Annotated in this window: 11 protein-coding genes; 5 read left to right on the top strand and 6 right to left on the bottom strand. The window is 62.8% G+C overall.

The features are described 5' to 3' along the window. Positions 1 to 270 precede the first annotated feature (270 nt). The 5 genes from PCS43_RS13755 to PCS43_RS13735 form a co-directional block, all read right to left on the bottom strand. Positions 271 to 1,020 carry a hypothetical protein gene (locus PCS43_RS13755; protein ID WP_003946100.1) on the bottom strand — a complete coding sequence of 250 codons (750 nt, stop codon included), beginning with the start codon at positions 1,018 to 1,020 and terminating at the stop codon, positions 271 to 273. 56 nt (positions 1,021 to 1,076) lie between these two features. Continuing rightward, positions 1,077 to 2,801 (bottom strand): dipeptide ABC transporter ATP-binding protein, encoded by a 1,725-nt coding sequence (locus PCS43_RS13750; protein ID WP_154100279.1) that lies wholly within the window; start codon positions 2,799 to 2,801, stop codon positions 1,077 to 1,079. A gap of 5 nt (positions 2,802 to 2,806) precedes the next feature. Continuing rightward, positions 2,807 to 3,763, bottom strand: coding sequence for an ABC transporter permease (locus tag PCS43_RS13745; protein ID WP_019746638.1), 957 nt, complete (start codon positions 3,761 to 3,763; stop codon positions 2,807 to 2,809). Beyond that, positions 3,756 to 4,682: an ABC transporter permease gene (locus PCS43_RS13740; RefSeq protein WP_007732434.1), complete on the bottom strand. Its 927-nt coding sequence runs from the start codon at positions 4,680 to 4,682 to the stop codon at positions 3,756 to 3,758. The genes PCS43_RS13745 and PCS43_RS13740 overlap by 8 nt, the downstream gene beginning before the upstream one ends. Before the next feature lie 125 nt (positions 4,683 to 4,807). Continuing rightward, positions 4,808 to 6,424: a peptide ABC transporter substrate-binding protein gene (locus tag PCS43_RS13735; RefSeq protein WP_037132624.1), complete on the bottom strand. Its 1,617-nt coding sequence runs from the start codon at positions 6,422 to 6,424 to the stop codon at positions 4,808 to 4,810. Positions 6,425 to 6,788: 364 nt separating this feature from the next. Here PCS43_RS13735 and acs point away from each other — a divergent pair, with 364 nt between their 5' ends. Beyond that, entirely contained in the window at positions 6,789 to 8,720 is a 1,932-nt protein-coding gene (acs, locus tag PCS43_RS13730) for an acetate--CoA ligase (protein ID WP_007732429.1), read from the top strand. 37 nt (positions 8,721 to 8,757) lie between these two features. Here acs and PCS43_RS13725 read toward each other — a convergent pair whose 3' ends face one another. Beyond that, positions 8,758 to 9,183, bottom strand: coding sequence for a MarR family transcriptional regulator (locus PCS43_RS13725; protein WP_003946121.1), 426 nt, complete (start codon positions 9,181 to 9,183; stop codon positions 8,758 to 8,760). 107 nt (positions 9,184 to 9,290) lie between these two features. On the opposite strand from PCS43_RS13725, the gene PCS43_RS13720 reads away from it, so the two are divergent. The 4 genes from PCS43_RS13720 (at position 9,291) to PCS43_RS13705 (ending at position 13,245) form a co-directional block, all read left to right on the top strand. Further along, positions 9,291 to 10,370 (top strand): substrate-binding domain-containing protein, encoded by a 1,080-nt coding sequence (locus PCS43_RS13720; protein ID WP_209911130.1) that lies wholly within the window; start codon positions 9,291 to 9,293, stop codon positions 10,368 to 10,370. A gap of 121 nt (positions 10,371 to 10,491) precedes the next feature. After that, positions 10,492 to 11,112 carry an AmiS/UreI family transporter gene (locus tag PCS43_RS13715; RefSeq protein ID WP_003946099.1) on the top strand — a complete coding sequence of 207 codons (621 nt, stop codon included), beginning with the start codon at positions 10,492 to 10,494 and terminating at the stop codon, positions 11,110 to 11,112. Positions 11,113 to 11,138: 26 nt separating this feature from the next. Then, positions 11,139 to 12,176: an aliphatic amidase gene (locus PCS43_RS13710; protein ID WP_058038254.1), complete on the top strand. Its 1,038-nt coding sequence runs from the start codon at positions 11,139 to 11,141 to the stop codon at positions 12,174 to 12,176. A 10-nt stretch (positions 12,177 to 12,186) separates the two neighbouring features. Then, on the top strand, positions 12,187 to 13,245 hold the full coding sequence (locus tag PCS43_RS13705) for an AAA family ATPase (RefSeq protein ID WP_007732419.1): 1,059 nt from the start codon (positions 12,187 to 12,189) through the stop codon (positions 13,243 to 13,245). The last annotated feature ends 98 nt before the right edge of the window (positions 13,246 to 13,343 follow it).

Genomic DNA, 13,343 nt, shown 5'->3' with positions numbered 1-13,343 from the left:
AAATTCCTAGCACGGGCACTAGGGCACCCACGCGGAGCACAAGCCACTATAAGGGCAGAAGCGTTGTGGGCCTGCGAGATTCGTTCAATTTGAGCGAGGACCCCGCACAGGTTGCGGGGACGACCTCAGAAAGTGCGATCCCTCGCCGAGGCCACCCACACAACCCACCGAGCACGCTTGGTAACGAGTAGTCCGTGCTGACGGGCGGCGAAGTCGATTTATCGGCAGCGCCGCCCGTTCGTTATGTTCCGACAGGCGCAATTTGCCGGGCTATCCGGTGGCGGCGTCGGCAATCGAAGTCGCCTCTCGCGCACCGGCTTCGAGAGCACCGCAGCACAGAATCACCCAACTGCCGACTCCGGCCGGATTTCCCGAAGCAAACCCTGCCGCGCCGTCCGTGTACGCCTGTGGCCGCCGAAGCCAACTGACCTCGGGGACCCCGAGATTGTGCGGATCCAGTCCCGACGAGACCGCAACCAGACGCGAGGCCGCGCGGGCGACGATGCCGTCAGCGGTGCCGAACGGGCTCAGCGCCAAGAGTTCTCCGTGTACGACGGCCGCCAGAACAGGTGCCGGTGCACTGGTTCCGCCTGTAACGAGTTGGGCGAGAGCGTCCAACCGCTCCCCCACTCCGCGATCCGACCGTGGCCGCCCCAGTTGATCTGCGTCCTCGACGAGATCCGCCGCGGCCAACAGGTGCAGCCGGGCCAGAGCCTGAAGTGGGGCGCGCTTCCACGTCGACTCCATGAGCGGAAGGCTGTCGCCGTCGAGAGCCTGAGCCACGCGCAGAGCACCCGCGAGAATCGGATCACCGGCCATGCCCTCGGTCGGCAATTCGGTGGTGCCACCGGCGAGCGATGCGGAAGCGCGCGCGGCACGAACCGCGGCTTCGGCGGCAGTGGTGGGCCAACCGCGACGGTTGGTCTTGTGCCGATGAACCTCACCCAGAGCATCGCGCGCATGATCGGCGGCGGCGCGTACGCCTGGAAGATCGACGAGGGGCTGCAAGGGGTCCGTCACGATCAACGACGGTACCCTTGCAGCCCCTCTGCGGACTTGCCTACCTACCTGTTGCGTCAGCTTCCCAGCTTGATGGACCCACCGGGAATCGCGTCGAGCAACTTGCGGGTGTAGTCCTGTTGCGGATTACCGAACACGTCGTCGATCGGTGCCGATTCGACGATCGAGCCACGCGACATCACCAACACGTTGTCCGCGATCTGACGAACCACGGCCAGGTCGTGCGTGATGAAGAGGTACGTCAACCCGAACTCTGCCTGCAGGTCGTTGAGCAGGGTCAAGATCTGATCCTGCACGAGCACGTCGAGAGCGGAGACCGCCTCGTCGCAGATCACGACCTCCGGTTGCAGTGCCAACGCTCGCGCAATTGCGACGCGCTGACGCTGTCCGCCGGAGAGCTCGTTCGGGAACCGTCGCATGACCGACTGGGGCAGACCGACCTTGTCGAGAAGTTCGCGGACGCGAGCCTCCCGTTCGGCTTTGGTCCCGACCTTGTGGGTACGCAGCGGCTCTTCGATCGTGCGGTAGATCGAGTACATCGGGTCGAGCGTGCCGTAAGGGTTCTGGAAGATCGGCTGCACTCGACGACGGAACGCAAATGTTTCCTTCGCACCGAGTTTCGACACGTCCTGACCGTCGAAGACCACGTTGCCTGCAGTGGGCTCGAGCAGACCGAGGACCATCTGCGCGACCGTCGACTTACCGGAACCCGATTCACCGACGATCGCCGTCGTGGTTCCGCGGCGGACCTTGAAGGACACGTCGTTCACGGCTGTGAAGTCGGTGGTCTTGCGGAAACCCTTGCGCAGCTTGAACACCTTGGTCAGATGATCGACGACAAGAACGTCGTCGGTCGCCTTGCCGAAGGACTCTGCCGCAGTTTCCTCGGCCTTGACTGCTTCGGCGACCTCTTCCGCCTGTTCTCGAATCTCGGCGCGCACCACCGACGAGCTGAGTCGCTTCGACGCCAACGACGGCGCAGCAGCGACCAGCTTCTGCGTGTACGGATGCTGTGGACGCTTCAGAATCTCCAGTGCCGGACCGGATTCGACGATACGACCCTTGCTCATCACGATCAGATGCTCGGCGCGCTCGGCGGCCAGGCCCAGATCGTGAGTGATGAGAAGAACGGCGGTGCCGAGTTCCGTAGTCAGACCGTCGAGGTGGTCGAGGATCTGACGCTGGACGGTGACGTCGAGCGCCGACGTCGGCTCGTCCGCGATCAGGAGCTTCGGACGAGCGGACAACCCGATCGCGATGAGTGCGCGCTGACGCATACCGCCCGAGAACTCGTGCGGGTACTGCCCCAACCGGCTCTCGGCTTCGGCGAGTCCTGCCTCCTCGAGCAGTTCGGCGGCCCTAACCTTGGCTGCCTTGCCCTTGGCGATCCCGTTGGCGGCCAGTGCTTCCTCGATCTGGAAGCCCACTTTCCACACGGGATTCAGATTCGACATCGGGTCCTGCGGAACCAAACCGATCTGGCTTCCCCGGATGTGGACGAAGTCCTTCTCCGAGACCTTCGAGATGTCCTTGCCGTCGAAGATGATCTCGCCTGCCGTCACCTTGCCGGTGCCGGGAAGCAGATTGATGATCGAGTGGGCGGTGGTGGACTTACCCGAACCCGATTCGCCGACGATCGCGACCGTCTGACCCGGGTAGACGGTCAGGCTGACGCCTCGAACTGCCGGAACCGGACCGGAATTGGACTGGAAAGACACCTCGAGATCACGAATCTCGAGCAACGGAGTTTCCTCCGAGGTGAGAGTTTCCTTGGTGGTCATCGTGCTCACCGCTTCCGCGACTTGGGATCGAGGGCGTCGCGCAGAGCGTCACCCATCATGATGAATCCGAGAACGGTGATCGCCAAAGCCGTTGCCGGGTAGAACAGAATGGTCGAACCCTGACGCAGCGTCACCTGAGCGTTGCTGATGTCGCCGCCCCACGAAACCTCGGTGGACGGAAGACCGATACCGAGGAAGGACAGCGTCGCCTCGGCAACGATGTACGTACCGAGCGAGATGGTGGCGACCACGATGATGGGCGCCAACGAGTTCGGGATGACGTGGCGGATCAGTGTCTTGAGCTTCGAGACACCCAACGCTTCCGAGGCCATGACGTAATCGTTGTTCTTCGCCGAGATCACCGCGCCTCGAGCGATTCTTGCCATCTGCGGCCAGCCGAAGAGCGCCAGCACGCCGACGACGGTCCAGATGGTGCGATCGGTGAACAGCTGCATCAGGACGATGGCAGCCAGGATCAGCGGGATGCCGAAGAAGATGTCGGCGACGCGGGAGAGAATCGAATCGGTCCAGCCGCCGTAGAACCCGGACAGTGCACCGAAGATCACGCCGATCACCAGCACCGACGCAGTGACACCGACGCCCACGAGTACGGATGCGCGAGCACCGTAGATGGTGCGCGAGTACACGTCACAGCCCTGGCGGTCGAAACCGAACCAGTGCCCTGAGGTCGGCCCCTGCATGCTGTAGGTCAGGTCGCAGAACCGCGGATCGGTGCTCGTGAACAAGCTCGGAAACGCTGCGATGACGATGACCGCGAGGATGATGATCGTCGAGATGATGAACAGGGGGCGCTTGCGTAGGTCGCGCCACGCATCGGTCCACATGCTGGTCGGCGCCTGATCGAGTTTGACGGCGTCCGTCTCCCCCGGTGCCGCAACTTCGGGCGGTGCCACGAAATGACTTTGCCGGACGGCGCGTCCGGTCTTCACGGTCTCAGACATAGCGGATCCTCGGATCGAGCGCGGCGTACAAGAGGTCGACGAGCAGATTTGCGATCAGGTAGATCACGATGAGAATGGTGACGAACGAAACCACCGTCGGCGCTTCACCTCTGGTCACGGCCTGGTAGATCGTGCCGCCGACGCCGTTGATGTTGAAGATGCCCTCGGTGACGATGGCGCCGCCCATCAACGTTGCGAGGTCGGCGCCCAGGAACGTGACCACGGGGATCAGCGAGTTGCGCAACACGTGCACGCGAACCACTCGTCCACGGGAAAGTCCCTTGGCGGTGGCAGTGCGCACGTAGTCGGCACTCAGGTTCTCCGCCACGGACGTTCGGGTCAGTCGCAGGACGTAGGCGAACGAGACCGAACCCAGAACCAGGGCGGGGAGCAGGAGATTGGTGAAGCTGGTGTTGCCACCGACCGTCGGCGGGACGATGCCCCATTTGACGCCGATGAAGAACTGAGCCAGGAAGCCGATCACGAAGATCGGGATGGCGATGAGAACGAGGCTGAACAGCAGGACGGTGCTGTCGAAGAATCCGCCCTTACGCAGGCCGGCGATGAGGCCGAAGCCGACACCGAAGACGGTCTCGACGATCAGTGCCATGAAGGCAAGTTTCATCGTGATCGGAAATGCCTGTGCCAGAACTTCACTGACAGGTCGTCCGGAGAACGACGTGCCGAAGTCCAGCGTGAAGATGCCCTTCAGGTACAGCAGGTACTGCTGATAGAAGGGGAGATCGAGGTGGTAGCGCTCCCGAAGCTGTGCTGCCACAGCCGGACTGAGCGCCTTGTCGCCCGCCAACGCGGCAATCGGATCACCGGGAAGCAGGAAGACCATGGCGTAGATCAGAAGAGTGGCCCCGAGAAAAACCGGGATCATTTGAAGCACTCGGCGACCGATGTACCAGAGCATCGGATCACCTCCTTGTCGATGATCGTGTACGTCAGCGGACAGTCCGGTGTGAACACGAGTTCGGGACGGCAGGCAGGGCGCCTGCCGCCCCGAACTCACGTTTCAGATGCGGATCGTTCTACGCGTCAGTTCTTTTCGATGTCTTCGTAGACCGGAATGCCGTTCCAGCTGATGGTCACGTTGGAAACGTTCTCCGACCATCCACTGGCTGCGTTGCGGTACCACGTCGGAATTGCAGGCAGGTCCTTGAGCAGCACTTCCTGAGCCTGATCGAGCAGTTCCTGAGCCTTCGCCTTGTCCGTCTGGCCGGCCGATTCGCGCAGGAGGCGGTCGAACTCGGGGTTGGAGTACTCACCGTCGTTGGAGCTGCCGCCGGTCTGGTAGTTCTGCGCCAGGAAGCCGTACTGCTGCGGGTAGTCACCCTGCCAGCCGGAGCGGAACGCGCTCTGGATGGTGCGGTCGGTGGCTTCGGTGCGGATCTGCGCAAAGGTGGCGTACTGCTTGCCCTTTGCGTCGATGCCGAGCGTGTTGCGGATGCTGTTCGCCGTGGCGTCGACCCATTCCTGGTGTCCGCCGTCGGAGTTGTATCCGATCTCGAAGCTGCCGGACCACGGAGCGATGGCGTCGGCCTTGGCCCAAGCGGCCTTGGCTGCCTCGGGGTCGAACTTCAGGTTGCCGTTACCGGTCAGCGAGTCGTTCCAACCCTCGATTGCGGGGCTGGTGAAGTCGAGTGCAGGCGTCCTGGTCTTGTTGAAGATCTGCTGGGTGATCTGATCGCGGTTGATCGCCATCGAGATCGCCTGACGGCGGAGCATGCCCTCTTCACCACTGAAGTGCGCCAGGCGCCCCGGAATCGTGAACGTCTCGATGGTTGCCGACGGCTGGTTGACCGTGCGACCGGCAAGATCCGACTCGAAGGTCGTGACCGCGCTCGGCGGGACCTGGTCGAGAACGTCGACGTTGTTGGCGAGGAGATCCGTGTACGCCGTGTCGAGGCTGTTGTACATGATGAAGTCGACGCCGGCGTTCTTCGGCTTGCGGTTGCCGTTGTAGTCCGGGTTCACGACCGTGTCGATGCGGACGTTGTGCTGCCACGCGCCGGCGCCGTCGAGCTTGTACGGGCCGTTGCCGACCGGGTTCTCGCCGAATGCGGTCATGTCCTTGAACGCGACCTCGGGCAGCGGGTAGTACGCCGTGAAACCGAGGCGATCGGGGAACGCCGACTCGGGCTGCTTGAGTTCGATGGTGAAGGTGGAGTCGTCCACAACCTTCAGACCCGACATCGTCTGAGCCGTCGGAACCTCGGCGGCAACTTCGTCGTAGCCCTTGATCGGATCGAAGAACGATGCCTGGATCTGAGCGTTGGTGGAGAGGGCTCCGAAGTTCCACGCGTCGACGAACGACTTCGCGGTGACGGGGGTGCCGTCTGTGAAGGTCCAACCGTCCTTGAGCTTGACGGTGAAGTTTTGACCGTCGGTGCTCTCGATGGACTCGGCAACCTCGTTCTCCGTGCCACCGTCGGCGGTGTACGAAACGAGACCGGCGAACAGGGAGTCGAGGACGCGGCCGCCCTGGTTCTCACTCGTGTTCGTGGGAATCAACGGGTTCTGGGGCTCGCCCGCCCAGGCGTTGACGACACCGCTGGACGATCCGCCCGACGAATCGCCGGACGAACATGCCGTGATCAGCACTGCCGTCATTCCGAGCGCGACCGCGCCGGTCGCTATGCGTGAGATACGCAAAGGAATTCCTTCCACATCTAAGTGACCCCGAGCATGCTCGCGGCCTGCCGACAGCCGTAACTGCCGGCGTCGTGTCGCCTACAACTGAAAGTGAACGTGACTTCGAGTTGTGGTCGAATAATGGTTTGACAATAGACACATCCGACGCGGGGCGCGCATCGCACCCATTGTCCGCAATTCCGAGGGAAATCTGTCCACGCCCATTCACTCGTCGGCGGAAGCGACCACCCGTCGCATCAATTCGACCGATCGTCGCAGGACAACGGGTTGCAACGTGATGCAACGGTGCGTTTACGCGAGCTTGTGACTACCCTCACACGGAGTCAGAAAAGTGTCGATCAAAGTGGAAAGAAGGCCGTCAGCCATGACAAGCGCAGCCGAAACAGACGTCCCCCAGGCATATCCGCCGAGCGCAGAGTTCGCTGCGGCCGCCAACGCGGGACCGGAGTTGCAGGCTGCCGCAGATACCGACCGCCTCGCTTTCTGGGCGAATCAGGCTGAGCGCCTTCACTGGCACGAGAAATGGACCGACGTCCTCGACTGGACCGACGCCCCCGTCGCCAAGTGGTTCGTCGGCGGAAAACTCAACGTCGCCTACAACTGCGTCGACCGCCACGTCCTCGCCGGCAACGGCGACCGCGTCGCCATCCACTTCGAAGGCGAACCAGGCGATTCCCGCGACCTGACCTACAACGACCTCCTCGCCGAAGTCAGCCGCGCCGCAAACACTTTCACCGACCTCGGCCTCGTCGCCGGTGACCGCGTCGCGATCTACATGCCGATGATCCCCGAAGCGATCGTCACCATGCTCGCCTGCGCCCGCCTCGGCCTGACCCACTCGGTCGTCTTCGCCGGATTCTCCGCCACCGCCCTACGCTCACGCATCGACGACGCCCAAGCCAAACTCGTCGTCACCGTCGACGGGCAGTGGCGACGCGGCGCAGCAGCACCCATCAAAACAGCGGTCGACGAATCCGTCGCCGGCGCCGAATCCGTCCAGAACGTGTTGGTGGTCAACCGGACCGGCATCGACGTCGACTGGACCGACGGCCGCGACCTGTGGTGGCACGAAACCGTCGCACAGGCTTCACCCGAGCACGAGGCGCAGGCCTTCGACGCCGAACATCCCCTGTTCATTCTCTACACCTCCGGCACCACCGGAAAGCCCAAGGGCATCATCCACACCTCCGGCGGCTACCTCACCCAGGCCTCGTACACCCACCACAACGTCTTCGATCACAAAGCGGGACAAGACGTCTACTGGTGCACCGCCGACATCGGCTGGGTCACCGGACACTCCTACATCGTCTACGGACCCCTCTCGAACGGCGTCACCCAGGTCGTCTACGAAGGCACCCCCAACTCCCCGAACGAGCACCGCCACTTCGACATCATCGAGAAGTACGGCGTCTCCATCTACTACACCGCACCCACCCTCGTGCGGACGTTCATGAAGTGGGGCCGCGAGATCCCCGACGCCCATGACCTGTCCTCGATCCGCCTCCTCGGATCTGTGGGCGAGCCCATCAACCCCGAAGCGTGGCGCTGGTTCCGAGAGGTCATCGGCGGCAACAAAGCCCCCATCGTCGACACCTGGTGGCAGACCGAGACCGGCGCGATCATGATCTCCCCACTCCCCGGTATCACCGCCACCAAACCCGGATCCGCGATGGCCCCACTGCCCGGTATCTCCGCGAAGATCGTCGACGACGACGCCAAGCCCCTCGGCCCCGGCGGCAACGGCTACCTCGTCCTCGACGAGCCGTGGCCGGCGATGCTGCGCGGCATCTGGGGCGACATGGACCGCTACCGCGACACCTACTGGTCCCGCTACGCCGAAGAAGGCTGGTACTTCGCCGGTGACGGCGCCAAGTACGACGACGACGGCGCACTCTGGGTCCTCGGCCGCGTCGACGACGTCATGAACGTCTCCGGTCACCGCATCTCCACCTCCGAAGTGGAATCAGCACTGGTGAACCATCACGGAGTCGCCGAAGCCGCCGTCGTCGGTGCCGCGGACGAGACCACCGGACAGGGCATCGTCGCGTTCGTCATCCTCCGTGAAGGCGTCGAGAACACCGGCGACGTCCTCATCGCCGAACTCAAGGCTCAGGTCTCCACCGACATCAGCCCCATCGCCAAACCGCGTCAGATCACGATCGTGCCGGAACTACCGAAGACCCGGTCCGGCAAGATCATGCGCCGCCTCCTGCGCGACGTCGCCGAAGGCCGCGACCTCGGAGACACCTCAACCCTGGTCGACCCCAAGGTATTCGACGCAATCCGCGGCAAGTAGGGCCTTCGGCCCCTGTGCGCCTTTTTGGTAGTCCCCACTACCGGAAAGGCACACAGGGGCGAAGCCCCTCTCGCAACTTCACTTCCTCTTTCGGCGTCAGCCAGGACTCCTCGGCTACGCGGATGTCTGCGGCAACCCGTTTGTGCAAGGACTTTCCGCGCGAGGAGAGAAACACGCGTACCTTCCGGCGATCGTCCTCACCGACCTCGCGATAGATGAGCGCAAGCGAGACCAACTTGTCCGCAACTCGCGTCAGCGTCGGAGCCGGTGTTCCCGTTCGATCGCGCAGCTCAGCCATCGTCAGCCCCTCGGTCGACGCCAGGGCTTCGAGCGTCATCCAGTGATCGAGAGTGAGATTCTCTGCCGCCAGCGCTTTCTCCGCTGCTGCCGCGGCCATTCGAGCTGCTCGGACCAGCGCGGTCGTCAGCGAAGCATCAAGAATTCCGGAGTCACTTTTTCCCACTGATCGCTCCCCCGCTGTTGCGCAGTTCACACTTCTCGGGCAATACTTTCAAATGAAATGATAGTAACCCAGGCCAGGCCGCTGACTCCCGATTCCGGCGGCGACGCATGATCGCTACCGGCGCGCTCGAACGCGCGCGCAGCGCGGTGTGGCGCCTGGGCATGGTGGTTCCCCTCCAGGGACCGGCCGGACTGTTCGGTCCGTCGTGTGAGGCGATCAGCGAATTGGCCGCCCGCGACCTCAACAACTCCGGCGGCGTGCTGGGACGCGAAGTCCAGATCGAAGTGATCGACGGCGGCGCTTCGCCGGGCGTCGTCGCAGCCCGCGTGCAACAGCTACTCGACGCAGGTGACATCGACGCCGTCAGCGGTTGGCACATCTCCTCGGTCCGGCACGCACTCGCACCGGTGGCCGCAGGCCGTATTCCGTACTCGTACACCTCGCTCTACGAGGGCGGCGAGGTCCGACCAGGGATCTACTGTTCAGGCGAAACACCACGACAGCAGATCGCGCCGGCACTGAAGTGGCTGCGCGACAACGTCGGAGCGCGCAAGTGGTTCGTCGTCGGCGACGACTACATCTGGCCGCACAGCTCGCTCGGGGCCGTGAGGCAATTCGCCACCGAACTCGACCTCACCCTGGTCGGCGGTTCGTTTGTCGATCTGGGGCGCGGCAACATGAAGCAGTTGGTCGAGACCGTCTCGAGCTCCGGTTGCGACGGCGTGATCATGCTCCTCGTCGGACAGGACGCCGTCGACTTCAACCGAGCCTTCGCCCGCCGAGGCCTTGACGAGTCGATGATCCGGTTCAGCCCGTTGATGGAAGAGAACATGCTGCTCGCGAGCGGGCCGAGGGCAACCCGCAACCTGTTTGCCTCCGCCGCGTACTTCCGTTCGATGGTCGACGGCAACTCCATGGATCTTCTCGGGCGCTACATCGCACTGCACGGCGCGCACGCTCCGGCGCTGAACAATGCCGCCGAGTCGTGTTATGAAGGGATACATACCCTTTCGGCCCTGGTGCGGCGCGCCGACAGCACACATCCGCGCGACCTGGACGCCGTCGTCGAAGGTGCCGCGTACGACGGGCCTCGCGGAACCGTCGAGTTTCGTGATCGTGTTGCACGGCAGAAGATTCAGCTCGCCGTCGCCGACGGACTCGACTTCTCGATCATCGCAACGCTCTGAGATTTTCCCTGAGATCTCCCTCTTGACTTCTGTGGCGCGCATCACTTAGTTTCATTTGGAATCATTTCATTTGAAAGTAACCGTCCCGAAGTAACCGTCCCGAAGTAACCGGAGGTGCCCGATGGGCAGTGTTGGTTTGCTTTACGTGGGAGCCGTCCTCTTCGTCAACGGACTGATGCTGCTCGGCACAGTTCCCGTTCGATCCGCCTCGGTCCTCAACCTCTTCGTCGGCGCACTTCAATGCGTCGTCCCCACCGTCATGTTGATTCAGGCTCAGGGAGATTCGAGTGCCGTCCTGGCGGCCTCAGGGCTCTATCTGTTCGGATTCACCTATCTCTACGTGGGCATCAGCAATCTCGCCGGCTTCGAGCCGGAAGGAATCGGGTGGTTCTCGCTGTTCGTCGCGTGCGCCGCGCTCGTGTACTCCTTCCTCTCTTTCACAGTGAGCAACGACCCCGTCTTCGGAGTCATCTGGCTCGCATGGGCAGCGCTGTGGACGCTGTTCTTCCTGGTACTCGGGCTCGGCCGCGAGAATCTCAGTCGCTTCACCGGCTGGGCGGCGGTCCTTCTGAGCCAGCCCACGTGCACGGTCCCCGCATTTCTGATCCTGACCGACAACTTCCACACCACACCCGCCGTCGCGGCCGGTTGGGCCGGAGCGCTTCTGGTTCTCCTGGGCCTGGCCAAGATCCTCGCTGCACCCAAAACCGCAGTACCCCAATCCCGTCCAGTCTTCAACTGATCGACACAACCAAGGAGTGAAAGACAATGCGACACGGTGACATCTCCTCGAGCAACGACACGGTCGGCGTAGCAGTAGTCAACTACAAGATGCCCCGCCTGCACGATCGCGACGGCGTCCTCGAGAACGCGCGCAAGATCGCCGACATGATGATCGGCATGAAGACCGGCCTCCCCGGAATGGATCTGGTGGTCTTCCCCGAATACTCCACGCAGGGAATCATGTACAACGAAGAGGAGATGTACGCGACAGCAGCCACCATCCCGGGCGACGAGACCGCGATCTTCTCCGCAGCGTGCCGCGAAGCCGACACGTGGGGAATCTTCTCCATCACCGGCGAACAGCACGAAGACCACCCGAACAAGCCCCCGTACAACACGTTGATCCTCATCGACAACAAGGGCGAGATCGTTCAGAGGTACCGAAAGATCCTGCCCTGGTGCCCCATCGAAGGGTGGTACCCGGGAGACACGACGTATGTCACCGAAGGCCCGAAGGGGCTGAAGATCTCGCTCATCATCTGCGACGACGGCAACTACCCGGAGATCTGGCGCGACTGCGCGATGAAGGGTGCAGAACTGATCGTCCGTTGCCAGGGATACATGTACCCCGCCAAGGACCAGCAGGTGATGATGTCCAAGGCAATGGCCTGGGCCAACAATTGTTATGTGGCAGTTGCCAATGCGGCCGGATTCGACGGCGTCTACTCCTACTTCGGACACTCCGCGATCATCGGATTCGACGGCCGGACGCTGGGTGAAACCGGCGAAGAAGAATACGGAATCCAGTACGCGCAGCTTTCCGTCTCAGCCATTCGCGACGCACGCGAGAACGATCAGTCCCAGAACCACATCTTCAAACTCCTCCATCGCGGCTACTCCGGTGTCCACGCAGCAGGTGACGGAGACAAGGGCGTCGCGGACTGCCCGTTCGAGTTTTACAAGCTGTGGGTCACCGACGCCCAGAAGGCTCAGGAACGCGTCGAGGCCATCACCCGAGACACAGTGGGTGTAGCGGATTGTCGCGTCGGAAACCTGCCGGTCGAGAAGACAATCGAAGCGTAAGGATCTCACTGTGCCTTATATCACCGACATGCTCCATGACCGGAACAGTGCAGCAGCACCACCGCCGGCCGAGGAACGAACCGAACCCGTACCGGTCGGGGCCTTCGACGCTCGCAAGCTCTCGAAAGCCCTGAGTTCCAAGATCGTCGGACAACAGGCCGCCGTCGACGCAGTGGTTCGTGCGATTTCGATCGCGCATGTCGGTGCCACGGATCCGACGCGTCCGCTCGCCAACATCCTTCTCGTTGGCCCGACCGGCGTCGGCAAGACGGAATTGGTGCGGCGCGTGGCCGCAGAACTACGGTCAGGACCCGATGATCTGTGCCGCATCGACATGAATGCTCTTGCGCAAGAGCATTATGCGGCGTCGTTCTCCGGGGCTCCACCTGGATATGCCGGTAGCAAGGAGTCCTTCACGCTGTTCGACAAGAACACCGTCGAGGGCGATCCGTACACCCCCGGAATCGTCCTGTTCGACGAAGTGGAGAAGGCCGACCCCACCGTGCTGCGTGCGCTCCTGCAGGTCCTCGACAACGGCGAACTCCGGTTGGCGAACGGTCAGCAGAAGATCTCGTTCCGCAACAGCTACGTGTTCCTGACCTCGAATCTCGGCTCTGCTGCGGTGGCAGAACGTCGGCGATCTCACCTGCGGCAGCTCGCCGATCGCGTCCGGATCGATCGACCGCGCCATGGTCATCATCTGGTGCAACGCGCGTTGGAGAAGTTCTTCGACCCCGAATTCTTCAACCGCATCGACGAAACCGTGATCCTCGACGAGTTCGACGAACAGACCGCGGAACAAGTGACCCGTCTCGAGATCGAACTGATCACGACTCGGTTGGCCAGGAGAGGCATCGACGTCGAGGTGGAGGACAGCGCCGTCGCCCTGTTGCAACGGCGCGGGTTCGACCCGGTGTACGGAGCACGTGGCCTGCGCCGGACCATCCGGAACGTCTTGGCCGACCCGGTGGCCGCCGCCGTTCTCGACCTTCGGCCGGTCGGGACGCAGCCACTCGCCTTGCAGGCGCGGGCAGTTGGTGATCAGATACAGGTAAAGAAAGTCCCATGAGTGCTCGCTCACGTTGCGGATCGAATCCGCAACGTGGGCGACACATTTCAAACATGTCCGCGTAACGCCACCTCCCTAGGTTGGGTGCCTGCACCACA

It is taken from the genome of Rhodococcus sp. C-2 (genome assembly GCF_027854095.1).
Classification (GTDB): domain Bacteria; phylum Actinomycetota; class Actinomycetes; order Mycobacteriales; family Mycobacteriaceae; genus Rhodococcus_F; species Rhodococcus_F qingshengii.
This window is presented reverse-complemented; position numbering and strand designations above follow the sequence as displayed.